26 protein-coding genes and 1 rRNA gene are annotated in these 25,344 nt (G+C 73.4%); 1 reads left to right on the top strand and 26 read right to left on the bottom strand.

Going from position 1 to position 25,344, the window contains the following annotated elements:
* Nucleotides 1-138 precede the first annotated feature (138 nt).
* The 9 genes from ABD126_RS38000 to ald form a co-directional block, all read right to left on the bottom strand.
* Nucleotides 139-3,807, bottom strand: coding sequence for an nSTAND1 domain-containing NTPase (locus ABD126_RS38000; protein ID WP_343940419.1), 3,669 nt, complete (start codon nt 3,805-3,807; stop codon nt 139-141).
* A 139-nt stretch (nt 3,808-3,946) separates the two neighbouring features.
* Entirely contained in the window at nt 3,947-4,687 is a 741-nt protein-coding gene (locus tag ABD126_RS38005) for a pseudouridine synthase (RefSeq protein WP_343940421.1), read from the bottom strand.
* Nucleotides 4,680-5,468 carry an SMC-Scp complex subunit ScpB gene (gene scpB / locus ABD126_RS38010; protein WP_343940423.1) on the bottom strand — a complete coding sequence of 263 codons (789 nt, stop codon included), beginning with the start codon at nt 5,466-5,468 and terminating at the stop codon, nt 4,680-4,682. Before scpB ends, ABD126_RS38005 begins: the two co-directional genes overlap by 8 nt.
* The gene (locus ABD126_RS38015; RefSeq protein ID WP_343940426.1) at nt 5,465-6,283 is read right to left on the bottom strand and encodes a segregation and condensation protein A; all 819 of its coding nucleotides are present in this window, start codon (nt 6,281-6,283) and stop codon (nt 5,465-5,467) included. The genes scpB and ABD126_RS38015 overlap by 4 nt, the downstream gene beginning before the upstream one ends.
* Complete coding sequence (locus tag ABD126_RS38020; protein WP_343940428.1) at nt 6,280-6,615, bottom strand: hypothetical protein; 336 nt, start codon at nt 6,613-6,615, stop codon at nt 6,280-6,282. Before ABD126_RS38020 ends, ABD126_RS38015 begins: the two co-directional genes overlap by 4 nt.
* Nucleotides 6,612-7,589 carry a ParA family protein gene (locus ABD126_RS38025; RefSeq protein WP_343940430.1) on the bottom strand — a complete coding sequence of 326 codons (978 nt, stop codon included), beginning with the start codon at nt 7,587-7,589 and terminating at the stop codon, nt 6,612-6,614. The genes ABD126_RS38020 and ABD126_RS38025 overlap by 4 nt, the downstream gene beginning before the upstream one ends.
* 106 nt (nt 7,590-7,695) lie before the next feature.
* Nucleotides 7,696-8,022, bottom strand: a complete 327-nt coding sequence (locus ABD126_RS38030; RefSeq protein WP_343940432.1) for an ArsR/SmtB family transcription factor — start codon at nt 8,020-8,022, stop codon at nt 7,696-7,698.
* Between the two features lie 58 nt (nt 8,023-8,080).
* Nucleotides 8,081-8,953, bottom strand: coding sequence for a site-specific tyrosine recombinase XerD (xerD, locus tag ABD126_RS38035; RefSeq protein ID WP_343940469.1), 873 nt, complete (start codon nt 8,951-8,953; stop codon nt 8,081-8,083).
* 14 nt (nt 8,954-8,967) lie between these two features.
* The gene (gene ald, locus ABD126_RS38040) at nt 8,968-10,077 is read right to left on the bottom strand and encodes an alanine dehydrogenase (RefSeq protein WP_343940434.1); all 1,110 of its coding nucleotides are present in this window, start codon (nt 10,075-10,077) and stop codon (nt 8,968-8,970) included.
* A 68-nt stretch (nt 10,078-10,145) separates the two neighbouring features.
* Between ald and ABD126_RS38045 the strand changes: the two genes are divergently transcribed.
* Nucleotides 10,146-10,721 carry a DUF1707 domain-containing protein gene (locus ABD126_RS38045; protein ID WP_343940436.1) on the top strand — a complete coding sequence of 192 codons (576 nt, stop codon included), beginning with the start codon at nt 10,146-10,148 and terminating at the stop codon, nt 10,719-10,721.
* On the opposite strand, the gene ABD126_RS38050 is transcribed toward ABD126_RS38045, so the two are convergent.
* The 17 genes from ABD126_RS38050 to rrf all read right to left on the bottom strand — a co-directional run.
* On the bottom strand, nt 10,722-11,093 hold the full coding sequence (locus ABD126_RS38050; RefSeq protein WP_343940438.1) for a DUF2752 domain-containing protein: 372 nt from the start codon (nt 11,091-11,093) through the stop codon (nt 10,722-10,724). It abuts the gene before it with no gap.
* A 5-nt stretch (nt 11,094-11,098) separates the two neighbouring features.
* On the bottom strand, nt 11,099-11,665 hold the full coding sequence (locus ABD126_RS38055; RefSeq protein WP_343940440.1) for a GNAT family N-acetyltransferase: 567 nt from the start codon (nt 11,663-11,665) through the stop codon (nt 11,099-11,101).
* Between the two features lie 353 nt (nt 11,666-12,018).
* Nucleotides 12,019-12,639, bottom strand: coding sequence for an NUDIX domain-containing protein (locus tag ABD126_RS38060; RefSeq protein WP_343940442.1), 621 nt, complete (start codon nt 12,637-12,639; stop codon nt 12,019-12,021).
* A complete protein-coding gene (gene pyrG / locus ABD126_RS38065) occupies nt 12,636-14,327 on the bottom strand; it encodes a CTP synthase (protein ID WP_343940444.1) in 1,692 nt (563 codons plus the stop codon). The genes ABD126_RS38060 and pyrG overlap by 4 nt, the downstream gene beginning before the upstream one ends.
* 179 nt (nt 14,328-14,506) lie before the next feature.
* Nucleotides 14,507-15,445: a copper transporter gene (locus tag ABD126_RS38070; protein ID WP_343940446.1), complete on the bottom strand. Its 939-nt coding sequence runs from the start codon at nt 15,443-15,445 to the stop codon at nt 14,507-14,509.
* The gene (gene steA / locus ABD126_RS38075) at nt 15,445-16,626 is read right to left on the bottom strand and encodes a putative cytokinetic ring protein SteA (protein ID WP_343940448.1); all 1,182 of its coding nucleotides are present in this window, start codon (nt 16,624-16,626) and stop codon (nt 15,445-15,447) included. The genes ABD126_RS38070 and steA overlap by 1 nt, the downstream gene beginning before the upstream one ends.
* Before the next feature lie 72 nt (nt 16,627-16,698).
* A complete protein-coding gene (locus ABD126_RS38080; RefSeq protein ID WP_343940450.1) occupies nt 16,699-17,328 on the bottom strand; it encodes a hypothetical protein in 630 nt (209 codons plus the stop codon).
* Nucleotides 17,325-17,909, bottom strand: a complete 585-nt coding sequence (locus ABD126_RS38085) for a hypothetical protein (RefSeq protein WP_343940452.1) — start codon at nt 17,907-17,909, stop codon at nt 17,325-17,327. Before ABD126_RS38085 ends, ABD126_RS38080 begins: the two co-directional genes overlap by 4 nt.
* Nucleotides 17,888-18,469: a hypothetical protein gene (locus tag ABD126_RS38090; protein ID WP_343940454.1), complete on the bottom strand. Its 582-nt coding sequence runs from the start codon at nt 18,467-18,469 to the stop codon at nt 17,888-17,890. Before ABD126_RS38090 ends, ABD126_RS38085 begins: the two co-directional genes overlap by 22 nt.
* The gene (gene recN / locus ABD126_RS38095) at nt 18,466-20,244 is read right to left on the bottom strand and encodes a DNA repair protein RecN (RefSeq protein WP_343940456.1); all 1,779 of its coding nucleotides are present in this window, start codon (nt 20,242-20,244) and stop codon (nt 18,466-18,468) included. Before recN ends, ABD126_RS38090 begins: the two co-directional genes overlap by 4 nt.
* An 87-nt stretch (nt 20,245-20,331) precedes the next feature.
* Nucleotides 20,332-21,225, bottom strand: a complete 894-nt coding sequence (locus tag ABD126_RS38100; RefSeq protein ID WP_343940458.1) for an NAD kinase — start codon at nt 21,223-21,225, stop codon at nt 20,332-20,334.
* A complete protein-coding gene (locus tag ABD126_RS38105; RefSeq protein ID WP_343940460.1) occupies nt 21,222-22,028 on the bottom strand; it encodes a TlyA family RNA methyltransferase in 807 nt (268 codons plus the stop codon). Before ABD126_RS38105 ends, ABD126_RS38100 begins: the two co-directional genes overlap by 4 nt.
* A 4-nt stretch (nt 22,029-22,032) precedes the next feature.
* The gene (locus ABD126_RS38110) at nt 22,033-22,206 is read right to left on the bottom strand and encodes a hypothetical protein (protein ID WP_309117223.1); all 174 of its coding nucleotides are present in this window, start codon (nt 22,204-22,206) and stop codon (nt 22,033-22,035) included.
* A 4-nt stretch (nt 22,207-22,210) separates the two neighbouring features.
* Nucleotides 22,211-23,008 carry an HAD-IIA family hydrolase gene (locus ABD126_RS38115; RefSeq protein ID WP_343940463.1) on the bottom strand — a complete coding sequence of 266 codons (798 nt, stop codon included), beginning with the start codon at nt 23,006-23,008 and terminating at the stop codon, nt 22,211-22,213.
* Nucleotides 23,009-23,023: 15 nt separating this feature from the next.
* Entirely contained in the window at nt 23,024-23,917 is an 894-nt protein-coding gene (locus ABD126_RS38120; protein ID WP_343940465.1) for a tetratricopeptide repeat protein, read from the bottom strand.
* Nucleotides 23,914-25,149 (bottom strand): hypothetical protein, encoded by a 1,236-nt coding sequence (locus ABD126_RS38125; RefSeq protein WP_343940467.1) that lies wholly within the window; start codon nt 25,147-25,149, stop codon nt 23,914-23,916. Before ABD126_RS38125 ends, ABD126_RS38120 begins: the two co-directional genes overlap by 4 nt.
* A gap of 109 nt (nt 25,150-25,258) precedes the next feature.
* Nucleotides 25,259-25,344 (bottom strand): 5S ribosomal RNA (gene rrf / locus ABD126_RS38130); the annotation flags it as partial.

A 25,344-nucleotide genomic window follows, 5' to 3' on the forward strand; every position in this document is an offset into this window, starting at 1 on the left:
TGTGGTAGCCCTTCGGGCAGGTCATACGGTGGGGAACACGAAGGCCCCTTGTGGCTGGGAGCCCAACCCAAAACCGCCGCTGCGCGGCGAAAAGCGCCGGCGCGCGGCGAAAAGCGTGCCGCTGCGCCTCTCGCGGCATTAGCAAGGCGGCGCGTAAGGCACGTCCGGAAAGTGGCGCACCCAGTCGTCCGGCCCCAGCCGCCCGCCGGACGCGCAAATCCGCTCCACCACCCGCTCCACATCGGTCTCCCAGAACCGGATCTCCGTGCCACCCGCCGTCACCAGCGTGTGCCCGTCGCGCGCGAACCGGACCTCCGCCACCGGCCCCGAGTGCGCCCGCACCACCCCCACCGTCCTCGGCGCGTCGCGGTCGGACAGGTCGAACACCCGCACCTTGCCGTCCGCCCCGGCCACCGCCGCCACCTCCCCGCTGACCGCCACCGACCGCGCGTCCTCCGCCAACCGGACCGGTTCGCCGTCGAACGGGCGCAGCACGGCGTCCCCGTCCGACTCCACGGCGACCCGGTCGCCCGAGGTCCCCACCGCCACCGACGGGAAGAGCATCTGCAACACGAAGTGCCGGCCGCCCGACGTGAGCTGGGGCGTGGACGAGTCGCTGACATCCCACACGCGCACGTCCCCACCCGCCCGCGTGGTGATCATCCGCTTGCCGTCCGGGCTGAACGCGACGACCGAGTCCCTGCCCGAGTCCGGATCGGCCAGTTGCCCGAACGGGCCCAGCACCACCAGCGACGCCTCCGCGTCGAACAGGGCCGTCCGGCCGTCGGGGCCGTCGATGGCCAGGTGTCCGCCGTTCTCGACCGACGCGCCGCGCGACACCTCGCCCACCAGTTCGGGCACGGCCGGGTTCGTGGTGCGCCACAGCCGCAACCGCTGGTCTTCGCCCAACGTCAGCAGGCAGTCGCCGTCCACGCTCAGCGCGGCGGCCCGCACCCGGCCCGGGTGCCGGGTCAAGGGCCACGCCGTGCGGGGACCGCGTGGCTGGGAGATGTCCACCAGGCGCAGCACGCCGCCCACGTCCACGGTCGCCGCCAGGTCCCGGTCGCGGCTGACGACCAGGGAGCGGATCTGGGTGGGCTGCACGATCGGCAGGTCGGACACGTCGACCAGCCGGGCGGTGCCGTCGGCGGCGGCGGTGAGGACCGCTCGGCCGCCGGCCGGGAAGCCCGCCGCGCCGACGACGCCCGCGTGGCCCTCCAGCACCGCGATCTCGACCGGGGTGGCGCGGTCGGTCAGGTCCCACAGCTTGGTGGCGCGGTCGGCTCCGGCGGTCGCGAGCATCCGGCCGCCCGCGCTGAACGCGACCGCGGTGACGATGTCGGTGTGCTCGACCGACGACAGCAGCACCGGGTGGACCGGGTCGGCCAGGTCCCACAGGGCCACCGTGCGGTCCGCGCCCGCCACGGCGACCAGCCGCCCGTCGTCGGCGACGGCGACGGCGTTCACCCGGCTCTCGTGGGCCGCGAAGTCCACCACCGCGCCGTCGGACAACCGCCAGCCGCGCACGCGTGCACCGTCGGCGGCCACCAGGACCTCGTCGGTGAGGAACGCCAGGGACCGCGTCGAGGTCCCCGCCAGGTCCGCCACCAACCGCGGGTTGGCGCGGTCGGAGACGTCCCACACCCGCGGGCCGCGGGTGACGTGGCCGACCGCCAGGTAGCGGCCGTTGGACGACAACGCCACCGCCGGCGGCGCCGGGCCGACGTCCAGCCGCAGCGCCGGTTCGGGGTGGTTGGCGTCCTCGGTGTCCCACACGACGGCGACCGTGCCGCCGGCCGTGGCCAGGACCTTCCCGTTCGCGCTGAACGCCAGCGCCTCCACGCCGCCGGGCTGCCGGTCGAGCACGGCCAGCCGCGTCGGGCGGCGCGGGTCGGACATGTCGTAGAGGGTCGCGTCGCGGCGGGTGCTCTCCTCCACCACGGCGACCACGGACCGGTGCGGGCTGACGGCGATGTCGCGCACCGACTCCAGCCGCGTCGCGTAGGGCGTGCCGAACACGCCGAGCAGGGCGTCGCGCGTCTCGGGCAGCGGCGCGAGGCGGTGCGCGGCCAGGGTCAGCTGCGCCGCGAGCGCCGGGTCGGAGTCACGCAACGCCTCCACCTCGTTGACAACCTTGCGGGCCAGCGCGATGTTGCGCTGCTCGGTCGCCGACCGCTCCGCCCGGAATGCGCGGAACGTCGAGACCCCGGCCAGCACCAGCAGCACGCCCAGGACGGCGACCAACCGGCGCAGCCGGCGCGTCCGCCGGGTCTCGGCGGCCGTGGACGCCTCCTGCGCGGCGGTGCTCGCGTCGAGGAACTCGCGTTCGACCCCGGTCAGCTCCGCGCCCCGGTCGGCCCACTCGCGGGCCAGCGCCAGGCGCGTCCCCCGGTACAGCGCGCCCGGGTCGCGCTTCAACGACTCCCACACGTGCGCCGCGTCGGTGAGCATCCGCTGCACGCGCAGCCCGGCGCGGTCCTCGGCGATCCAGTCGCGCAGCCGGGGCCAGCGGCGGATCAGGGCCTCGTGGGCGAGTTCGACGGTGTCCCGGTCCAGCACGACCAGTCGAGCGGCGGCCAGCGCGGACAGCACCTCGGGGTGGTCGACCTCGTCGCGGCGGACGCGGCGCTTGGTGTCGGCGGTGTCGTCGCCGACGGCGATCAGCCGCAGGAACACCTGCTTGGCCACCGCCCGGTCGGTGTCGGACATGGCCAGGTAGACGGCCTCGGCGCTGCGGGCGATGGAGTGCTCGACCCCGCCCGCCTCCTCATAACCCGCCAGGGTCAACGCCACCCCGCGCCGCCGCCGCCACGTCTCCAGCAGGGCGTGCGACACCAGCGGCAGCGCGGCGGGCTGACCGGCGGCGTCCGCGACCAGGCGGGTGACCAGCGCGGTCTCGGCCTTGCAGCCGACGGCGACGGCCGGTTCGACGATCGCCTCCCGCAGCTGGTCCGCGGTCATCGGCCCGACCAGCACGTGCCCGCCGCGCAACGCGTCCACCAGCTCCGGGTGCCGGCCGCAGTGGCCCAGGAAGTCGGCGCGGACGCCCAGCACGACCCGGGTCCGGCTGGACTCGGCGGACGCGGCGGTGGTGAGGGCGGCGACGAACGCCGACCGCTCGGCGTCGTCCGCGCACAGCGTGAAGACCTCTTCGAACTGGTCCACGACCAGCAGCAGGTCGTCGTCCCCGCCGATCACGGTCTGCCGGACGCGCAGGTGCAGGTTCTCCGGGTAGGCGGCGAACTCGCGGGCCAGCGCGGTCGCGGCCTTGCCGGTGACGGCGGCCAGCCGCACGGCCAACTCCTGCACCGGCCGCGCGCCGGGCGTGAACACCACGGCCGGCCCGGTCGCGCGGGCCACCAGCCCGGCGCGCAGCACCGACGACTTGCCCGACCCGGACGCGCCGAACACGCCGACGAACCGCCGCCGCGCCACCAGCCCGGTCAGCTCGCGGACCAGGTCGTCGCGGCCGAAGAACCGGTCCGCGTCCCCGACCTGGAACGGCGCCAGCCCCGCGTACGGCGGGTCGTGGTCGTCCGCCGCGGCCGGCCGGTCGTCGGCCAGCCCGCGCCAGCGCGCCTCCCACTCGGCGACGTCCCCGCCGCAGGCCTTCACGTACGCCAGCGTCACCGCGAGGCTGGGCAGCTTGCGCCCGTTGGCCGCCTCGGACAGCGCCGCCGCCGAGTAGTGCGCGTCCCGGCTGAGCTGCCGGTAGGTCGGGTTGCCCGCCTTGAGCCGCAGCGCGCGCAGGTCCGCCGCGAACGCGCCGAGTTCGCCCGCCGGTAACGGGCTCTCCGATCTGGCCATCGCTCCCCCTCCGGCAGGGGGCCGATTGTTCAGAGATCGCTGTTCAGCGTCCACGTCCTGACACTGAACAACCCGGGTGCCGTAGTCATGGGGTGGGGCGTTCGACGGATTTCAGGGGGAGACCGTCGAACGCCCCTCCTCACAGCCCGACAGCCTTGTAGAGGGAGCCGACCTCTTGCCGGTTGAGCACGCGCATCGACCCGGGCCGCTGGTTGCCCAGCCGGACCTCGCCGACGGCGGTGCGCACCAGGCTCTGCACCGGGTAGCCGACCGCGTCGAGCAGGCGGCGCACGATGTGCTTGCGGCCCTCGTGCAGGACCACCTCGACCAGCGCGCGGCCCGGCGCGGAGGACACCAGCCGGAACGAGTCGACCTTGACCGGCCCGTCCTCCAGCTCGATGCCCGCGCGCAACCGCTTGCCGACGTCCTTGGCCACCGGCCCCGGCACCTCGGCGAGGTAGGTCTTGGTCACCCCGTAGGAGGGGTGCATCAGGCGGTGGGCGAGGTCGCCGTCGTTGGTCAGCAGCAGCAGGCCCTCGGTGTCGGCGTCGAGCCGGCCGACGTGGAACAGCCGCTCCTTGCGGTGCGCCAGGTAGTCGCCGACGCACGGCCGGTGCTGCTCGTCGTGCATGGTCGAGAGCACGCCGCGCGGCTTGTTCAGCACGAGCGTGATCACGTCGTCCTTGAGGACCACGCGGACGCCGTCCACGTGGACGACGGCGGTGTCCGGGTCGATGCGGCGGCCCTGCTCGCGCACGACCTCGCCGTCCACCTGGACGCGGCCCATCTCGATGAGCTCCTCGGCCACCCGTCGCGAGGCGATGCCCGCCTTGGCGAGCACCTTCTGGAGCCGAATCCCTTCGGGTCCCTGGTCAGACATCGTCGATCGCATCCACTTCGGGCAGCAGGGGAGCGATCGGCGGCAGGTCGTCCAGCGACGACAGCCCCAACCGCTCCAGGAACAGTTCGGTCGTGCGGTAAAGGATGCCACCCGTGTCGGAGTCCGTGCCGGTCTCGGCGATGAGCCCGCGCGCGACGAGCGTGCGGATGACACCGTCGACGTTGACCCCGCGCACCGCCGCGATCCTGGCCCGGGTGACCGGCTGCCGGTAGGCGATGACGGCGAGCGTCTCCAGCGCGGCCCGGGTCAGCTTGGCGCGCTGCCCGTCCAGCAGGAGCTTCTCCACGAATGGCGCGAAGCGGTCCCTGGTGTAGAACCGCCAGCCGTCGCCGATTCTACGCAGGTCGATGCCGCTGCCCTGCTCGGTGTAGCGGGCGCTGAGGGTTTTGAGGGCCTGGGTGACGCGCCTCACGGGCTGTTCGAACACGCCGGCGAGCTGCTTCTCGTCGATCGGGGTGTCCACGACGAGGAGGACGGACTCCAGCGCGCCCTCGAACTCGCGGTCGTCGGAGAGGTCGGGCAGCCCGGAGTCCTCGATCGGCTCACCCTCGGGTTCGGGCGCGGCGGGCTCGGGCTCGGGTTCGGGCGCGGCGGGTTCGGCGGGCTCGGGCGCGGCGGGTTCGGCGGGTTCGGGCGCGGCGGCGGGCTTGGCGGGTTCGGGCGCGGGGAACAGCGCGCCGTCGGCCGCCTCGGCGGGGGCGGCGGGTTCCGCGGGCGCGGCCGGGTCAACGGCGGGTTGGTGCTGGTCAGGCTCGGTCACCCGTACTCCTCGTCCTCGTCGCGGGCTTCCGCCTCCGCTTGCTCGACCGTCCCGCCGACCCACGTGATGGTCAGCTCACCCAGCGGGTCCGGCTGTTCGAACGCCAGCGCCTTCTCCCGGTACAGCTCCAGCAGCGCCAGGAACCGCGCCACGACCTCGATCGTCTCCGTGCACTCGGCCACGACCTCGGCGAACGTCGCCGTCCCCCGCTCCGCCAGGAACGCCCGCAGCGCCGAGGCGTGCTCGCGCACCGAGATGCGGTGCTGGTGGACGTGCGACGTCGAGACCGTCCGGGCCGGTCTCGGCCGGAACACCGCGGCGGCGATCTCGGCGAAGCGGCGCGCGTCGACGCCCAGCATCACCTCGGGCAGCAGCCCCTCGTAGCGCTCCTCCAGCGCCACCGACCGGGGGTAGCGCCGGTAGGCGCCCTGCTCCAGCTCGGCGAACAGGGCCGCGACCTGCTTGTACGCCCGGTACTGCAACAGCCGCGCGAACAGCAGGTCCCGCGCCTCGAGCAGCGCCAGGTCCTCCTCGTCCTCGACGTCGCCGGCGGGCAGCAGGCGGGCCGCCTTCAGGTCGAGCAGGGTGGCGGCGATGACCAGGAACTCGGTCGTCTCGTCCAGGTCCCACTGGTCGCCCAGGGCCCGGATGTGCGCGATGAAGTCGTCGGTGACCTGGTGCAGCGCCACCTCGGTGACGTCCAGCGTGTGCTGCGAGATCAGTTGCAGCAGCAGGTCGAACGGGCCCTCGAAGTTCGTCAGCCGGACCTTGAAGCGACCGTCGGGGACCTCCTGCGCGGAAACGTCCCCGGTCACCGCTCGCGCAACCTGCGCACGAGCAGCGAGTCGCCGCCGTGCTCTTCGAGGTCGTCCAGCACTATCGCGATGGCCTCGCGCACCACGCGACCGCGGTCCACGGCCAGGCCGTGCTCACCGCGCAGCGCCAGCCGCGCGTGCTCCAGCGCGAGCAGTTCCTCGTCGGAGACGTAGACGGTGATCTTGGTGGAGTGCTTCTGCCGGCCGGTGCCCCGGCGCGGCGCGGGCTCCGGTTCGGGCTGGGACTGCTGTTGCTGCGGCACGTCGAGAGCTGAAGGGCTGGTGAGGCGGAACAGTTCGGACGCGCCCGGCAGTGATGGGCGTCGGGTCACCGGGCGATCACCTCGCGCGCCAGCGCGCGGTAGGCCTTGGCGCCCGCCGAGCGGGGGGCCCATCTGGTGATCGGCTCGCCGGCGACGGTCGTCTCCGGGAACCGGACCGTGCGGTTGATCACCGTGTCGAACACGACGTCGCCGAACGCCTCCACCACGCGCGCCATCACCTCGCGGGAGTGCAGGGTGCGCGGGTCGTACATGGTGGCGAGTATGCCGGTGATCTCCAGCTTCGGGTTCAACCGCTCCCTGACCTTCTCGATGGTGTCGATCAACAGGGCGACCCCGCGCAGGCTGAAGAACTCGCACTCCAGCGGGATGAGGACGCCGTCGGCCGCCGCGAGGGCGTTGACCGTGAGCAAGCCGAGCGAGGGCTGGCAGTCCACCAGCACGTAGTCGTAGTGGTCGATCACCGGCCGCAGGGTGCGCACGAGCGTGTGCTCGCGCCCGACCTCGGACACGAGCTGGATCTCCGCCGCGGACAGGTCGATGTTGGAGGGCAGCAGGTCCATGCCCTCGACCGGGGTCTGCATGATCACGTCCCGGACGGTCACGTCCCGTTCCATGATCACGTTGTAGATCGTCTGGTCGAGCTGGTGCGGGTGCACGCCGAGGCCGACCGACAGGGCGCCCTGCGGGTCGAAGTCCACGAGCAGCACGCGCCGCCCGAACTCGGTCAGCGCGGCCCCGAGGTTGATGGTGGACGTGGTCTTGCCGACCCCGCCCTTCTGGTTGCAGATGGCCAGGATCTTCGCCGGCCCGTGGTGGGCGATCAGCGGCGGTTCGGGCACGTAGCGCAGGGGGCGTCCGGTGGGTCCTATGTCGCCCACCGCCTGCTCGGCGGCGTCCTCGTCGGCCGGCGCCGCGTGCGGGGCGAGGCTCAGTTCCACGGACGCGCGCGGCACACCGGACTTCGGCGTGGGCGGCGGCGGTGGTGGACCCCACGCCTGGCCCGCGTGCTCCGGTGTCGACATCGCCTTCCCGATCCCTAGTCCTCTGCCTGGGCGCAGCCTAAGCACACCGAGGTCCACCAGCAACGCGCCTCGCCGTAGCCGGAGCGAGGAGTTCTCACCCGCGGGACTACCCGCCGACCGGTTCGGCTCGCCGCTCGGCGGCCCGCAGGACCACGTCGAGCAGGCCCGGGAACAGGGTGTCCAGGTCGTCGCGGCGCAGCGACACCCAGCGCTGGTTGCCGCACGCCCGGGTCCGGGTGATGCCCGCTTCCCGCAGCACCCGCAGGTGCTGGGACAGCGTCGACTTCGCCACGTCCACCGCCAGCGCGCCGCAGCAGCGCTCGCCGTCCGCCTCGATCTGGAGGACGACGGCGAGCCTGGTGGGGTCGCTCAGGGCGTGCAGGACCGGTCCGAGCTGGATGTCGGCAAGGTCGGGCTCGTCGATGTTCGGCACCGGCACGGCTCCTCCAGCTCGTCGCGTCCGGGGTTGGCCCACACTACCCGTGGTCGTCTCATGTTCCACCCGTCGCGCGGGGGTGGGCGGTCGCGTAGACCTCGCGCAGGGTGTTGACCGTGACCAGCGTGTAGACCTGCGTGGTCGTGACGCTGGCGTGGCCGAGCAGCTCCTGCACCACCCGCACGTCCGCGCCGCCCTCCAGCAGGTGGGTGGCGAAGGAGTGGCGCAGGGTGTGCGGGGAGACCTCGGCCTCGATGCCGGCGCGTTCGGCGGCGGTCTTGAGGACCTGCCACGCGGCCTGCCGGGACAGCCGGCCGCCGCGGGCGTTGAGGAACAGCGCCGGGGTGCCGCGCTTGACCAGGGTGGGGCGCATGCGGACCAGGTAGGCCTCCAGGGCCGCGAGGGCGGGGCGGCCCACGGGCACCAGGCGTTGCTTGCCGCCCTTGCCGTCGAGCAGGACGGTGCGCTCGGCGGTGTCGATGTCGTCCACGTCCAGGCCGACGACCTCGGAGATGCGGGCGCCGGTGGAGTACAGCAGTTCGAGCAGGGCCTTGTCGCGCAGGCTCGCGGCGGTGTCCAGCAGGCGCAGGACGTCGTCCACGGGCAGCGCCTTGGGCAGGCGGCGCGGCGGGGTGGGCGGGTGCACGTCGCGGGCCGGGTCGTGGGCGGTGACGCCCTCGCGGTGGGCGAAGCGGTGCAGGCCGCGCACGGTCACCAGGGTCCGGGCGACGGACGACTCGGCCAGGCCCTGGTCGCGCAACGCCGCCGCGAACGCGGTGATGTGCGCCTCGGTGACCGCGCCGAGGTCGCCGACCGCCTCGCGGTCCAGGTGCTCGGCGTAGCGGCGCAGGTCGCGGCGGTAGGAGTCGAGGGTGTTGCGGGCGGTGCCCCGTTCGACGGCGAGGTGGTCGAGGAACGCCGTGACCACGTCCTTGACGTCCTTCACGTCTGGGCCAGCGGGACGTGGGGCAGCCCGTGCGCCTTGGCCACCTCGGCCTGCACGACGGTGCCGCGCACCGCGTTCACCCCCTTCGCCAACGCCGGGTCGTCCCCGACGGCCTGCCGGAACCCCTTGTCCGCCAGCGCTGTCACGTACGGGAGTGTGACGTTCGTGAGCGCCCAGGTCGAGGTGTGCGGCACGGCTCCCGGCATGTTGGCCACACAGTAGAAAAGCGAGTCGTGCACGCGGAGGGTCGGGTCGTCGTGCGTGGTCGGGCGGGAGTCGGCGAAGCACCCGCCCTGGTCGATGGCGATGTCCACGAGCACCGACCCCGTGCGCATGGTGGACACCAGGTGGTTGTCGACCAGCGTCGGGGCCTTCGCGCCCGGCACGAGCACCGCCCCGATCACCAGGTCCGCCCACCGGCACGCCTTCTCGACCTCGTACGCGTTCGAGGCGACGGTCTGGAGGTGCCCGCGGTAGGTGAAGTCGATCTGCCGCAGCCGGTTGACGTTGGTGTCCAGCACGATCACCTCGGCCTGCATGCCCAGCGCGATGGCGGCGGCGTTCATCCCGGCGACGCCCGCGCCGATCACGACCACCTTGCCCGCCGGCGTGCCGGGGACGCCGCCGAGCAGCACGCCCCGGCCGCCCTGGTTGCGCTCCAGGCAGTGCGCGCCGACCTGCACCGACATCCGGCCGGCGACCTCGCTCATCGGGGCCAGCAGCGGCAGCGACCCGTCGGGCAGCTGGACGGTCTCGTAGGCGACGGCGTCGATGCCGGCGGCGACGATCGCGCGGGTGCAGTCGGCGTTGGCGGCGAGGTGCAGGTAGGTGAACAGGGTCTGGCCGGGCCGCATGCGGTGGAACTCGTCGGGCACCGGTTCCTTGACCTTGAGCACCAACTCCGCCTCGCCCCACAGGTCGTCGGCCTGCGCCACGATCCGCGCGCCCCCGGCCCGGAACTCGGCGTCGGGGATGGCGCTGCCGTCCCCCGCACCCGCCTCGACCAGCACCTGGTGCCCCCGTCGCACCAGCTCGACCACGCCCGCCGGGGTGATCGCCACCCGGTACTCGTGGTTCTTCAGCTCACGGGGTACTCCGACCAGCACCTGGTCAGCGTAGGTCGGCCGGCGCGTTCCGGCTGGATCAACGGGCGCGGGCTGTTAGCGTTCAGGCCGTGTCCGAACCCCACCAGGTCCGCATCGGCAACCAGCAGCGCGAGGCGGCCATCAGCGCGCTCAACGACCACTTCGCCGAGGGCCGCCTGGAGATCGGCGAGTACGAGCAGCGCGTCGGCTTCGCCACCGCCGCCCAGACCGCGGGCGAGCTGGCGGCTCTGTTCCACGACCTGCCGCAGCCCCACCCGGACTTCCTGCCCCCGCCGCAGACCTACTACGCGCCGCCGACGGACTACGCCACCCCGCCGCCCGGCCTCACCCAGCCCGGTTACGCCGTGCCCGGCTACGCGCCGCCCGGCTACGCGCCGCCCGGCTACTACGGCCCGAGCCCGTCGGCCCCGTACGGCGTGGACCCGTTGACCGGCCAACCGCTGTCGGACAAGTCCCGCATCGCGGCGGGCGTGCTGCAACTGGCGCTGCCGTTCGGCATCGGCCGGTTCTACATCGGGGACACGGGCATCGGCATCGCGCAGTTGCTGACCTGCGGCGGCTGCGGCATCTGGTCGTTGATCGACGGCATCATCCTGCTGGTCAACGGCGGCACCGACGCCCAGGGCCGCAAGCTGCGCGACTAGCTACCAGGCCAGGTTCCGCACCAACATCCAAGTGACGGCCACCGCCACCACCGGCACCCCGACCCGCGCGGACACCGGCGGCACCGGTCGTTGTCGCCGCGCCGCGCGGAACCACCGCACCCACAACCAGGCCAGCAACGGCAGCCCGGCCACCAGCATCACGGCGTTGAGCTGCCACGCGCCGACCAGGTCGCCGTGCAGGAGCGCGTGCACCATCCGCGTGGACCCGCAGGCGGGGCACTGGATGCCGGTCAAGGCGAACAGCGGACACGGCGGCCAGATCGACCCCGGCTGGTTGGGGTCCACGAAGAACATCGCCCCGGCCGCCACAGCCGCCCCCACCGCCACGGCCACCGGCCCCCGCACACCCATGCCCCTCATTGTGCTCGCGCCCGCTGCCACTCGGGGGCGAGCATTGACATCACCGTGGCGTCCACCCACTCCCCGTCCCACCGCAACGCGTCCCGCAAGACCCCTTCGGCCACGAAGCCGACCTTCTCGTAGACGCGCCGGGCGCGCGGGTTGAACGCGTAGACCTCCAGCGAGATCCGGTGCAGCCCGAGCACCTCGAACCCGTACCCGACGACCAACCGGGTGGCCTCGGTCCCCATGCCCCGCCCGAACGCGCCGGGCACGAAGGAGATGCGGAAGCCGCAACTGGCGTTGCCGGCATCCCACTCGTTCAACACGACTTCCCCGACGACGACACCGCTACCCCGCTCGACCACGGCGAGGTCCAGCCGCCCGTCCTGCCCACCCCGGGACCCGTACCACTCCCGCAACCGCTCCTCGCCGGGATCCCCACCCCGCGTCCCGGTCAGCCGCCCGACCTCGGGGTCGGAGAACATCGGCCGCAGCGCGGGCACGTCATCGGCCACAACGGGCCGCAGGACGACCAACTCGCCGCTCAGGGTCGGCTTGGTGAGGAAATCGGGAGGAGCCATGCGGGAAGTCTGTCGCCCGGAACTGTCGGTGTCGCATGAGAAAATGAAACCGGGGGCCGGAGGCCGCGCCGCCCACCCCGCCACACGCGCAACCGCACCGCCCGCCAAGCGCTGACCAGCACAAACGCCACCAAGCCACACGCCCACAGCCGCACCGAACCCGCCGAGCCGCGCTGCTCTGCGCCCGCCCGGTGCCGGCCCGTGCTCCACTCCAACCGCCGCCCCCCGCCGGCCGAGCCGCGCCCCAGCGCCCGCCCGGCCCGCGCCCCACACACCGCCAGGCCGAGCCCCAGCCGCCGCCGGGCCGAGCCGCGCCCCGACCAGCCGCAAGCCGGTCGAGGCGCGGACCCGGCTCAGTCCTGCCGAGCGGCGAACCGGGTGGGCCGGTCCTCGAACGGCGCGTCCGCCGGCCGCGGCTGGGCCCGACCCGCCAGCACCGCCTGCGCCGCCAACAACCCGGCCACCGCCGCCCCGTTCACGATCTCCCCGGCCAGCGCCATCTCCACCGCCCGGTCCAGCGGGAAGCGGTGGACCTCCAGGTCCGCCTCCTCCTCGCCCATGTGCTCCCGGTCCACCGAGGACAGCCCCCGCGCGAGGAACACCCGCACCACCTCGTCGGTGAACCCGGGCGAAGCCGCGACGTCGACCAGCGTCACCCACGACGACGCCGTCAGCCCGACCTCCTCCACCAGCTCCCGCCGGGCCGCCTCCAGGGGCTCCTCGGCACCGGAGTCCAGCAACCCGGCGGGCAGCTCCCAGATCCGCTTGCCCAGCGGGTGCCGGTACTGGTGGATCAAAGTCACCAGGCCGTCCTCGGACACCGCCGCCACCGCCACCGCGCCCAGGTGCTCCACGACCTCGCGCTTGGCCGTCCCGCCGCCGGGCATGACGACCTCGTCCACGCGCAGCCCGACCACGCGACCGATGTGCACGTCCCGCGACGAGACGACGGAGAACTCGTGCCGGTCGGTCACTTCGCCGCCCCCGCGCCCGACGGCAGCGGCAGGCGGTCGGCCAGCCGGTAGTCCAGCGCCGCCTTGACGAACGCCGCGAACAGCGGGTGCGGCTTGGTCGGCCGGGACTTCAGCTCCGGGTGCGCCTGCGTCGCCACGAAGAACGGGTGCACGTCCGCGGGCAGCTCCACGAACTCCACCAGCCGCCCGTCCGGCGACGTCCCGGAGAACACCAGGCCGGCCTTGGCCAGTCGGTCCCGGAACGCGTTGTTGACCTCGTACCGGTGCCGGTGCCGCTCGGACACCTCGACCGACCCGTACGCCAGCGCCACCTGCGAGCCCGGCACGAGCTTCGCCGGGTACGCGCCCAGCCGCATCGTGCCGCCCATGTCGCGCTGCCCGGCGACCACGTCCTCCTGGTCGGCCATCGTGCTGATCACCATCGACCCGGTCTCCTCGAACTCCGAGGAGTTGGCGTCCTCGATGCCCGCGAGGTTGCGCGCGGCCTCGATGACCATGCACTGCAAGCCCAGGCACAGGCCCAGCAGCGGGATGCCGCGGGTCCGGGCGTGGGTGATCGCGCCGATCTTGCCCTCGATGCCGCGCACGCCGAAGCCGCCCGGGATGAGGATCGCGTCCAGGCCGCCGAGCGCGTGCGCCGCGCCCGAGGGCGTCTGGCACTCGTCGGAGGGCACCCACACGACCTCGACCTTGGCCCGGTGCGCGAACCCGCCCGCGCGCAGCGCCTCGGTCACCGACAGGTACGCGTCGGGCAGGTCGACGTACTTGCCGACCAGGCCGATCCGGACCTTCTCCGCCGGGTTGTGGACGCGGTCGAGCAGGTCGCCCCACACCGTCCAGTCGACGTCGCGGAACGGCAGCCCGAGCCGGCGCACCACGTAGGCGTCGAGGCCCTCGCCGTGCAGCACCTTGGGGATGTCGTAGATCGACGGCGCGTCCACGGCCGCCACGACGGCCTCGGTGTCGACGTCGCACATGAGGCCGATCTTGCGCTTCAACGCGTCCGGGATCTCCCGGTCGGCCCGGCACACGATCGCGTCGGGCTGGATGCCGATGTTGCGCAGCGCGGCGACCGAGTGCTGCGTCGGCTTGGTCTTCAGCTCACCGGACGGGGCCAGGTAGGGCACCAGCGACACGTGCAGGAAGAACACGTTGTCGCGGCCGACGTCGTGGCGCACCTGCCGGCAGGCCTCCAGGAACGGCAGCGACTCGATGTCGCCGACCGTGCCACCCACCTCGGTGATCACCACGTCGGGGGCCACCCCGTCGGGTCCGGGCTCGGCCATCGCGCGGATGCGCCGCTTGATCTCGTCGGTGATGTGCGGGATGACCTGGACGGTGTCGCCGAGGTACTCGCCGCGCCGCTCCTTGGCGATGACCTCCGAGTACACCTGCCCGGTGGTGACGTTGGCGTCCCCGGACAGGTCCCGCGCGAGGAACCGCTCGTAGTGGCCGATGTCGAGGTCGGTCTCCGCGCCGTCCTCGGTGACGAACACCTCACCGTGCTGGAAGGGGTTCATCGTGCCGGGGTCGACGTTGAGGTAGGGGTCCAGCTTCTGCATGGTCACCCGCAGGCCACGGGCGGTCAGCAACTGGCCGAGGCTGGAGGCGGTGAGTCCCTTGCCCAGGGAGGAGGCCACGCCCCCGGTGACGAAAACGTGCTTGGTCGTACGTGCCTGAAGCACCAAGGAGGCTCCCCGTGGTCTGAAGTTCCGCAGGGCGACCGGCCCTGTCCACGGGCCCTAACGCTAACACGGCGACAGTCACCCAGCGCGCCGGCGGTACCCCGGGGCATCACTCGGATGGCCTAGCCCGTTCACGACCCGTTCACCGACCCGTCCGCCACGCCCCACCCGACCGGCGCGGCTCAGCCGACCGCGCCCGGCGCGGGAGCCTCCGCGTTGCCCGCCACCCCGTACCGCCCGGACTTGCCCTCCAGCTGTTCGCGCAGCGCCAGCACGGCCACCACCCGCCCGGCCGCCGTCCCCGCGTTGTCCACGGTCGAGACCACCGACGTCGCCGCCGTGTCCGCCCGCACCACGCCCACCGGCCCGCTCCCGTTCGCCGACCCCTCGCCGCCCGCGAGCACCGTCCCCGCCCCGGACCGGTCGAGCTGGGTCGCGAACCGCGCGATCGTCGCCGCCCGGTCACCGGCCGAGTCGCCGTCGAACGACCCGCCGGTCAGCACCACCGCGAGCTGCGCGGGCCGCAGCCCCGCGCCCTGCTTGACGAAACCGGCCGTCGCCAGCCCGGCCAGCGCCGCCGCCGTCTCGTCCGGCGTGGCCTGCGGCTGGTTGGTCTCCTTGTTCAGCAGCAGCAACGCACCCAGCAAGCCGCCCGCCCGCGTCCCCGGGTCCGACCCGGTCGGCAGCTGCGTCCCGGCCGGCTGCAACCGCGCGACCAGGTCCCGCAGCTGGTCGGCCTTGCGCGGGTCCACGAACGACTCCGTCAACTGCAGCTCCCCGGTCACCGACGCCCCCGCGGCGCGCAGCAGCTCGGCCAGCGCGTCCCGGTCGTTGGGCCGCGCGTCGGACGTCGTCACCAGCACCACGGTCCGCTCCGCGAGCAGGCCCTTCACCGCCATCGGCCCGACGGTCGTGGCGAACTTGTCGGCGTCGGCGAGCTTCGCGTTCAACCCGTTGCGCGCGGTCTGGAGGTCGGCGACCTCCTTGCCCAGCGCTGAGTTGTCGTCGGTCAGCCCGGACAGCAACCGGCTGCTGATCGCCGTCGAACCCAGCACGACGCCCACGGCCAGCGCCAGGAACACCGCGGTGATGGAGACGATGTGGTAGCGCATGGAGATCATCAGACCAACCCCTTGACCCACTCGACGACGGACCGGAACGCGTCCACCGCCACGTCGACGTACACCTGACCGACCCCGGACACCGCGAGCGCCGCCACCATCGCGACGACCGCGGCCAGCACGAGCAGCACCATCACGCCCAGCGACACCCGGCTGCGGTGCAGGGTCGCGACCGCCGCCCCGTCGACGAGCTTGCTGCCCAGCTTGAGCCGGGTCAGGAAGGTCGACGGGTTGGACCCGGAGTGACCCCGGTCGAGGAACTCGCGCAGCCCCGCCTGCAACCCCACGGTCACCACCAGGCTCGCGCCGTGCGCCTCGGCCAGCAGCAGCGCCAGGTCCTCGGCGTTGCCCGACGCGGGGAAGGTCACCGCGCCGATGCCCAGGTCCTGGATGCGCTCCAGGCCGGGCGCGTGGCCGTCGGTCTGGGCCGGCACGACGACCTCGGACCCGGCGCGCAGCGTTTCGGTGCCGATGCCGTCGGGGTCGCCGACGATGATGTCCGGCTTGTACCCCGCGTCGTGCAGGGTGTCCGCGCCCGCCTCCACGCCGACCAGCACCGGCCGGTACTCGCGGATGTACCTGCGCAGCCGCCGCAGCTCCTCGGCGTGCCGGGGACCGCCGGCGACCACCAGCACCTGCCGGTCGCGGATCGGCACGTACACCTCGGGCACGCCGATGCCGTCCAGGATCAGGGCGCGTTCGCGGCGCAGGAACTCGATGGTGTTGGCGGAGAACGCCTCCAGCTGGGCCGCCATCCCGGCCTTGGCCTCGATCATCGCGTCGGCGACGGACTCGGCGCTCTGCTCGACGCCGCGCGCGACCTCCCGCTCGCCGACCCAGACCGCGCCGTCGTGCAGGCGCAGCTTCGTGCCGTCCTTCAGCTCGCGCAGCACACCCGTGCCGACGCCGTCCACCAGCGGGATGCCCGCCTCCAGCAGCAGCTCGGGCCCGAGGTTGGGGAACCGGCCGGAGATCGACGGCGACGCGTTGACCACACCCGCGACCTCCGCGGTGACCAGCGCCTCGGCGGTGCGCCGGTCGAGGTCGACCTGGTCGAGGACCGCGATGTCACCGGGACTGAGCCGGCGCAGCAGGTCCCCCGCCCGCCGGTCGACCCGGGCGACACCCGTGACACCCGGCAGGTCGTGGTTCGCGCGGCTGAGCAACCCGGAGAGCTTCATGAACCGATGGTGACTCACGTCGGCGCGCCGGCCGGACCAACACGCCGAGACGGTCCAGGCTGGTCAGGAAGGTTACCGCTCCACAGTGGACGGATTACCCCCGCTCGGGGGATTCCCTTCGCCGTCCACGTCGATCTCATCGGTGGGGATGGGGATGCCGAACGGCGGGGTGTCCTCGTCGTCACCGTCCACCCGGTACACCGCCGGCCCCTCGGGCCGGGGCGCGCGCTCGGGCCACTCCTGCACCAGCGCCGCGCCCGCGGTCAGCGCGAGGCACGCGAGGACCAGCACCCACAGCCCCGGGCCGAACGCCACGCCGCCGTTGATCATCGCGATGTCGTCGAACATCCCGTCGAGCGTCGCGTACGCCGACCACGTGGTCCCGATCAGCACCCCGCCCGCCGCCACCACCACGAACCGCCCCACCGCACCGGCGAACGGCGACCGGAACAGCAGCACGAGCCCCACCACGGCGAGCACCGCGGCAGCCACGATCGAGTACCCCCACCCCCACCCGGGGAACGTCTCGGGAGCCTGCGCGCCCGCGGAGTCGAACGTCGTCCGCCACGCCGTGAGCACCTGGCTGTCGACCCGGTCGGGCCCGACCCGGAACTCGGCCCGGAACAGCTCCAACAGCGACCCGCACACCGCGAGCACCGCGCCGACCCCCAGCGCGACGGCCCCGGCAACCCGCCGGTTCACCGCTCACCCCCCGAACCGCCCGGCGGCAACGCCAACCCGAACGGCGGCGTGTGGTCGTCCTCGTCCACCCGGTACACCACAGGCCCCTCGGGCGCCGCCCGCACGACCCGCTCCTGCACCAGCACGCCACCCACCACCGCCACCAGGCACGCGACCCCGTACACCAGGACCGCCGACCCCAGCTCGGTCTCGATGGTCAGCCCCTCCCCGACCGGCTGCCCCTCGCCCAGCACGCCGAACGCGAGCTGCGCCACCGCCCACGCCGCGCCCACCAGCAGCAACGCGCCGCCGAACGCGACCAGCCGCCCCCACCGCACCCGCACGAACACCGCGCCGACCAGCAGCAACGCCGCCGCCACCACGACCGGCACCCCGTAGAGCGCCTCCCGCCCGAACACGCCGCCGCTGGACGTCGACACCGCCCACGACGTGTGCGCGAGGTCCATCCCGCCGTCCGGGCTGAACCGCCACACCTGCTCGTACAACGGCAGGAAGGTCGCCACCACCGCCAACGGCACGGCCGCGACCAACGCGACCACCCCCACGACCCGCCGGTCCACTACGCCTTCTCCCCCGTCCACGGCAGCACCGCCACCTGGATCCCCATCGGCGGCGTGTCCGTGTCGTCGACGACCGCGTGCACCACCGCCCCCTCCGGCTCCGGCACACCCCGGCGCAGCAGGAACACCGTCCCCACCACCGCCACCAGCACCGCCGCCACGAGCGACCACAAGCCCGCGCCCGTCTTGTACTCCAAGGTGGTGCGCGCGTCCTCGACCGGCGGCGTCAACCACACCGCGACCACCATCGCCGTCGTCCACACCGACCCCGCGAGCAGCCCGGTGGCCACGACCGCCGCGTAGCGGGCGGCCTGCCGCTGCGGCTCGCGCAGGAACGCCAGGGCCGCCGCGACCAGCAGCAGCACGGCGGCGATCACGAGCGGCACCCCGTACTGCACCGAACCGCCCAGCCGGGCCAGGCCCGCGGGCTCGCTGGTGGTCGCCCAACCCGTCGTGGTGAACCCGAACCGGTCGGCACCGCCCAGCGAGGTGCCCACGGAGTACAGCGGCAGGAAGGTCGCGACCGCGGCGGTCACCCCGGCCACCGACAGCAGCCCGACCCCGAGGCCGCGGCGGCTCACTTCCGCTTCTTCCGCCGCACCACGGGAACGCTCTCCTTGTCGGCCTTCGCCGCCGCCAACAACTCCTCGGCGTGCGCGCGACCGGTGTCCGTCGAGTCCATACCGGCCAGCATGCGCGCCAACTCGACCACGCGCTGCGATTCGTCCAACACCCGCACGCCGCTGCGCGTCAACACGCCGTCCGCGGTCTTGTCCACCACCAGGTGCCGGTCCGCGAACGCCGCCACCTGCGGCAGGTGCGTCACCACGATCACCTGGTGGCTGCGCGCCAACCGCGCCAACCGCCGCCCGACCTCGACCGCCGCGCGCCCACCGACACCGGCGTCCACCTCGTCGAACACCAGCGTCGGCACCGGGTCCGAGTGCGACAGCACGACCTCCAACGCGAGCATCACGCGGGACAGCTCACCGCCCGACGCCCCCTTGTGCACCGGCAGGGCGGGCGCGCCGGGGTGCGAGATCAACCGCAGCTCCACGTCGTCCACGCCGGACGCGCCGGCGTGCAGCAACCGCCCACCCACCCGCAACGCCTGCGCGTCCCCGGCCTCGGCCACCCGGGGCCGCACCGCGACCTCGACGTTGGCGTGCGGCATCGCCAGGCCCGTCAGCTCCTCCGACACCGCCTTGCCCAGCTCCTCCGCCGCGGCGATCCGCTCGGTGGTCACCTGCTGCGCGTACCCGGCCAGCTCCACGGCCAGCTCGTCGCGCCGCGCCGCCAACGCCGCCAACGCCTCGTCGGAGGTGTCCAACCCGGCCAGCCGGGCCGCCGCGTCGGTCGCCCACGCGATCACGCCGTCCACGTCGGCCGCGTACTTCCGGGTCAACGACTTCAGCTCGGCCTGCCGCGCCAGCACCTGCTCCAGCCGCGCCGGGTCGGCGTCCAGGTGCTCCAGGTACCCGACGATCTCCGCGCCCACGTCGGCCAGCAGCGTCTCCGCCTCCACCAGCCGGGGCTCCAGGTCGCGCAGCTTCGGGTCCTCCGACGACGCCAACCGCCGCCGCGCCTCCCCGATCAGCCCCAGCGCGCCCGGGATGTCCGGGTCACCCTCGGGCGACCCGCTCACCGCGTACTGCGCGCCGGTCGCGGCCTCCCGCAACTGGTCCGCGTCGGCCAGCCGCCGGGCCTCGTCGTGCAGTTCGACGTCCTCGCCGGACTTCGGCGCGACCGCGTTGATCTCGGCCAGGCCGTGCCGCAGCAGGTCGGCCTCGCGCGCCAGCTCCCGCGCCCGCTCGGTCCGCTCGCTCAGCTCAGCCGCGACCCGCAGCCACTCCTCGCGGATGGCCTGGTACTTCTTCAGCGGCGCGCCGACGTCGTCCCCGGCGAACCGGTCCAGCACCGCCCGCTGCTCGGTGGGCCGCAGCAGCCGCAGCTGGTCGTTCTGCCCGTGCACCGCCAGCAGCTGCTCGGCCAGCTCGGACAGCACCCCGACCGGCACCGACCGCCCGCCCAGGTGGGCCCGGGACCGGCCGTCGGCCCCGACGGTCCGCACGGCGATCACCGACCCGTCGTCGTCGGGCTCGCCGCCCACCTCCTCGGCGACCTTCGCGGCCGGGCTCCCGGCCGGCGCCATGAAGCGCCCTTCGACGACCGCCTTGTCCGCGCCGTTGCGCACGCGCGACGCCTCGGCCCGGCCCCCGCCCAGCAGGTGGAGCCCGGTGACGACCATGGTCTTGCCCGCGCCGGTCTCACCGGTCACCACGGTGAAGCCCTCGGCGAGCTCAAGGGTGGCCTCGTCGATCACACCGAGGCCCTGGATGCGCATCTCGGCCAGCACAGCGCGAACACTACTGGGCGAAGCGGCCGGCATGGGCGTTCGGGTGCGAGTGTCGGGCGAACAGGTGTTCTAACCCGTCCGGACCACTCACCCCGCCGAAGGGCCCCGCCAACCCTGCACCGGCAGCGAGAACTTCTCCACCAACCGGTCGGTGAACGGCCCCTCCCGCAACCGGACCAGCCGCAACGGCGTCTTCCCGCCCACGACCTCGACCCGCGCCCCGGGCGGCAGCCCCACGGTCCGCCGGCCGTCCGCGCACAGCACCGCCGGGTGCCCGCCCGCGTCGACCTCCAGCGCCACCACCGACGCCGGCGACACCACCAGGGGCCGCGCGAACAACGCGTGCGCGTTCGACGGCACCACCAGCAGGGCCTGCACGTCCGGCCACACCACCGGCCCGCCCGCCGAGAACGCGTACGCGGTGGACCCGGTCGGGGTGGCCACCAGCACGCCGTCGCACCCGAACGCCGACACCGGCCGCCCGTCGACCTCGACCACCACGTCCAGGATGCGTTCCCGCGAGCTCTTCTCGACGCTGGCCTCGTTGAGCGCCCACGTCGACTCGATCACCACGCCGTCCACGGACGCGGTGATGTCCACCGTCATCCGCTCCTCCACCTCGTAGGACCGGTGGATGACCCGCGACACGGCCTCGGACAGCGCGTCGTAGTCGGCCTCCGCCAGGAACCCGACGCGCCCCAGGTTCACCCCGAGGACCGGCACCCCGCAGGCCCGCGCGAGTTCCGCCGCGCGCAGCAGCGTGCCGTCACCGCCGAGCACGAACACCAGCTCGGTGCCCTCGGCGGCGGTGTCGTCGGCCGCGACGACCCGGGTGTAGCAGGACGGGTCCAGTTCGGGCGCCTCGTCCTTGAGCACGCGCAGCCGCACCCCCGCCTCGGCGAACCGGCGGGCCACCTCCTGCGCCACGGACACGTTGCTGAGCCGTCCGGTGTGGACGACGAGCAGGATCTCCCTCGTCACTGCGGTCCTTCCGCTACTGCGGTTCGCACGAGCGCGGCGGCGGAGTCCGCGTCCAGGGGCTCGCCTCGGCGCAGCCAGGCGAAGTACTCCACGTTGCCCGACGGTCCGGGCAGGGGGCTCGCGGTCACGCCGCGCAGGCGCAGGCCCAGCCCGGCCGCGGCGGCGACGACGTCCAGCACGGCTTCGGCGCGCAGCTCGGGGTCGCGCACGACCCCGCCCGAGCCCAGCCGTTCCCTGCCCACCTCGAACTGCGGTTTCACCATCGGCAGCAGATCGCCCTCCTCGTCGAGGCACGCGGCCAGCGCGGGCAGCACCAGCCTCAACGAGATGAACGAGAGATCGGCCACCACGAGTTCAACGGGACCGCCGATGTCTTCGGGCCGAAGGGACCGCACGTTGGTCTTGTCCTTGACCACGACCCGGTCGTCGGTCTGCAACTTCCAGTCCAGCAGGCCCCGGCCGACGTCGGCCGCGACGACCTGGCGTGCGCCGGACCGCAGCAGCACGTCGGTGAACCCACCGGTGGACGCGCCCGCGTCCAGGCAGCGACGACCCTCGACCACGACCTCGGGGAACTTCTCCAGCGCGCCGACCAGCTTGTGCGCGCCCCGCGACGCCCAGTTCGGGTCGTCGCCGGTGCGCACGACCAGCGCGGTGTCCAGTTCCACGGCCGTGGCGGGTTTGGTCGCGACCGTGCCGCGGACCGTCACGCGCCCTTCGGCGACCAGTTGGCTCGCGTGCTCCCGGGACCGGGCCAGCCCGCGGCGGACCAGTTCGGCGTCCAGCCGAGCCCTGCGCGGCACCGGATCACACCTTGTCGATGCTGGAGAGCGCGGCGGTCAGCGCCGCGTGCGCGTCGTCGAACCGCGCGACGTGCTCGGCGACGTCCAGCTGCTCCAGTCCGTCGAGACCGGCCAGCGCGTCGTCGATCCCGGCCACCGGATCACGCGGCGGGCCGGGGAGGGGAACCTCGAAGCTCACGCTTTCACGGTAGCCGATCGAGCACCGTGAGGTCCGCCGCTACGTAGGTGGGCCGAAGCTCCTCCGGCAGGGCCTCGACGTCCTGTTCGGTGGACACGCCGGTGAGCACGAGCAGCGAGTCCATGCCCGCGCGCACCGCGCCCAGGATGTCGGTGTCCAGGCGGTCCCCGACGACCAGGGGGCGTTGCGCGCCCAGCGACTTCGCGGCCTGTTCCAGCAGCGGCGTCGCGGGTTTGCCGGCCACCAGCGGCTCCTGCCCGGTGGCCGTGCGGACGGCCGCGACCAGCGACCCGTTGCCGGGCAGCAGACCGCGTTCGGTGGGCAGGGTGGCGTCGACGTTGCAGGCCACCCAGGGAGCGCCGGCCCGGATCGCGACCGCGGCCTCCGCGAGGTCCCGCCAGCTCAGGTCGGGCGAGAGCCCCTGCACGACCGCTTGCGCGCCGTCGGCCTGCCGGGTCGGCGCGAACCCGCGGACCCGGACCTCCTCGACCAGCGCGTCCGTGCCCAGGACGAGCACGGTCGCGCCCCCGGGCACCAGGTCCAGCAGCATCTCCGCGCCCGCCTGGGCGCTGGTGCTGACCTCCTCCAGCGCGGCGTTGAAGCCCAGCTCGGTGAGGTGGTCGGCCACGTCGCGCGGCGAGCGGGACGCGTTGTTGGTGACGAACCGGATGCCGACGCCGTGCCCGCGGGCGGAGGCGACCGCCTCCACCGCGCCGGGCACGGCCTCACGACCCCGGTAGACGGTGCCGTCCAGGTCCAGCAGAAGAGCGTCGTAGCGGTTCAGCAGGGCGTCGGACGGCACTCGTGGCTCCCTCGGTCAGTCCTGCGGGCCCAGTTCGAACGCCCGCTCGGCGGCGTCGGTCTCATTGTCGTCGTCGGCCTGGGCCGCGTTGAGGAACCAGCGGATGGCCTCTTCGGTACGACCGGCCGCCGCCAGGTTGTCGGCGTAGGCGTAGAACAGCCGCGCGCTCCACGGGTACCGGCGCTTGGCGTCGAGGTCCTCGCCCTGCAACGCCACGACCGCCGCGTCCAGCTGACCCATGTCCCGCCGGGCGCCGGCCGCGACGATCCGCAGCTCCACGGCCTCTTCGGGGTCGAGCTTCAGGCTCTGCGCCTCCCGAGCCAGCTCGATGGCCCGCTCCGGCCGGCCGAGCGCACGCTCGCAGTCGGCCATGACGGCGACGTGCCCGGCCCCGTGCGACATCCGCCGCGCGGCACGCAGTTCCGACAACGCCTCGGCCCACTCGCCCGCGTGGTAAGCGGCCAGCCCGGCCGCTTCCCGGACGACACCGACCCGAGCGGCCTTGCTCCGCGCGTACCGGGCGTGCTCCAGGGCCAGTTCGGGCTCGCTGTCGACCAGCATGCCCGCGGCGGCGAGGTGCCGACCGACGATCTCGGCCAGGCCCTTGGGCAGACCGCGCAGCTCCTGCTTCACCTCGGGGTCGAGGATGGAGATGTCCGCGTCCTCCGGCAGCTCCGGAGCGCGAGACCGAAACCCTTCGTCCCGCCGCTCGTCGCCACCGGCGTCCGCAACCGCCTCACCCGCCGCCGGCACTTCACCGGCGTCTTCAGCACTGTCGCTCTCGACGTCGCTCTCAACAGCGTCGTCAACCTCGGCATCTTCAGCCGACTCGTCGCCAGCCGACTCGACCTCAGCCGACTCGTCGCCAGCCGACTCAACCTCGACCGCGACGACCGCCTCAGGACTCACCGCTGCGACAGCCTGCGCCTCAACCGCCTGGGCCTCAACAGCCTGGACATCGCTCTGGACCGCGGCCTGGACGTCGGCTTCCGGAGCCTCAACCACCGGCTCGTCGACCTGGGCGATCCGCTCCTGGAACCGAGCAGCCCGATCCCGACTGCGCTCATCGCGCCGCTCGTCCCGCCGGTCATCCCGCCGGTCGTCACGCCGCTGGTAACCACCGCGATCGTCACGAGGCCGGAACTCACGCCGCTCACCACCACGCTCATCACGCCGCTGGTAACCACCCCGGTCATCACGGGGCCGGAACTCACGCCGCTCACCGCTGCGCTCGCCACCACGCTCATCGCGCCGCTGGAAACCGCCCCGGTCGTCCCGCCGCTCAGACCCGCCACGCTCATCGCGCCGCTGGTACCCACCGCGGTCATCCCGCCGCTGATATCCGCCACGGTCGTCACGCGGCCGGAACTCACGCCGCTCACCACTGCGCTCGCCACCACGCTCGTCACGCCGCTGGAAACCGCCCCGGTCCCCACCACGGTCATCCCGCCGCTGGTAACCACCACGGTCGTCACGAGGCCGGAACTCCCGGCGCTCACCACCCCGGTCGTCCCGCCGCTGGTAACCACCACGGTCGTCACGCGGCCGGAACTCACGCCGCTCACCACTGCGCTCGCCACCACGCTCATCGCGCCGCTGGAAACCGCCCCGGTCCCCACCACGGTCATCCCGCCGCTGGTAACCACCACGGTCATCGCGAGGCCGGAACTCACGGCGCTCACCGCCACGATCGTCGCGCGGCCGGAACTCACGACGGTCCCCACCGCGATCATCGCGCGGCCGGAACTCACGACGGTCCCCACCGCGGTCATCACGGGGGCGGAACTCACGCCGCTCACCACCGCGATCGTCACGCGGGCGGAACTCACGCCGCTCACCGCCGCGGAACCCGCCGGAGCGCTCATCGCGGCCATACCCACCGCGCTCGCCTCGATCGGTGCGGTCGCCGCGGTCGCGGTTGCCACTCCGGTCGTCCCGGTCGCGGCCGTAGCCACCACGGGACTTGTCGTAACCCGACCGGTCGTCGCGCCGCTGGTAGCCACCCGTGCGCTCGCCACCGCGAGCGTCCCGACCGCCACTGCCCTGCTTGCGATCTCCCCCGGCGCGGCCACCATCGGATCGGCGCTGTCGGTCTCCCTGGCCGCGCTGACGGTCGCCCTCCGGCCGATCGGCACGGTCACCGAACCTCGACACCTGAACTCCTTCTACTGCTGTGGACACGCCGAAAGGGCTTGTGATTCGAGCACATCTCCGTGTGCCCCCAACCACAAGCCCTTTCAGGGAAAGAATGTTCGGCGGCGTCCTACTCTCCCACACCCTCACGAGTGCAGTACCATCGGCGCTGGAAGGCTTAACTACCGGGTTCGGAATGGGAC

Origin of the sequence: Saccharothrix mutabilis subsp. mutabilis, from assembly GCF_039521145.1 — a bacterium.
GTDB classification, from domain to species: domain Bacteria; phylum Actinomycetota; class Actinomycetes; order Mycobacteriales; family Pseudonocardiaceae; genus Actinosynnema; species Actinosynnema mutabilis.

Excerpts from the sequence above, each read along its gene's own strand:
- ABD126_RS38050 (WP_343940438.1), bottom strand. The coding sequence starts at position 11,093 with ATGGGTGTGCGGGGGCCGGTGGCCGTGGCGGTGGGGGCGGCTGTGGCG.
- ABD126_RS38005 (WP_343940421.1), bottom strand. The coding sequence starts at position 4,687 with ATGTCTGACCAGGGACCCGAAGGGATTCGGCTCCAGAAGGTGCTCGCC.
- ABD126_RS38025 (WP_343940430.1), bottom strand. The coding sequence starts at position 7,589 with ATGTCGACACCGGAGCACGCGGGCCAGGCGTGGGGTCCACCACCGCCG.
- steA (WP_343940448.1), bottom strand. The coding sequence starts at position 16,626 with ATGAAGCTCTCCGGGTTGCTCAGCCGCGCGAACCACGACCTGCCGGGT.
- ABD126_RS38000 (WP_343940419.1), bottom strand. The coding sequence starts at position 3,807 with ATGGCCAGATCGGAGAGCCCGTTACCGGCGGGCGAACTCGGCGCGTTC.
- ABD126_RS38070 (WP_343940446.1), bottom strand. The coding sequence starts at position 15,445 with ATGATCTCCATGCGCTACCACATCGTCTCCATCACCGCGGTGTTCCTG.
- ABD126_RS38055 (WP_343940440.1), bottom strand. The coding sequence starts at position 11,665 with ATGGCTCCTCCCGATTTCCTCACCAAGCCGACCCTGAGCGGCGAGTTG.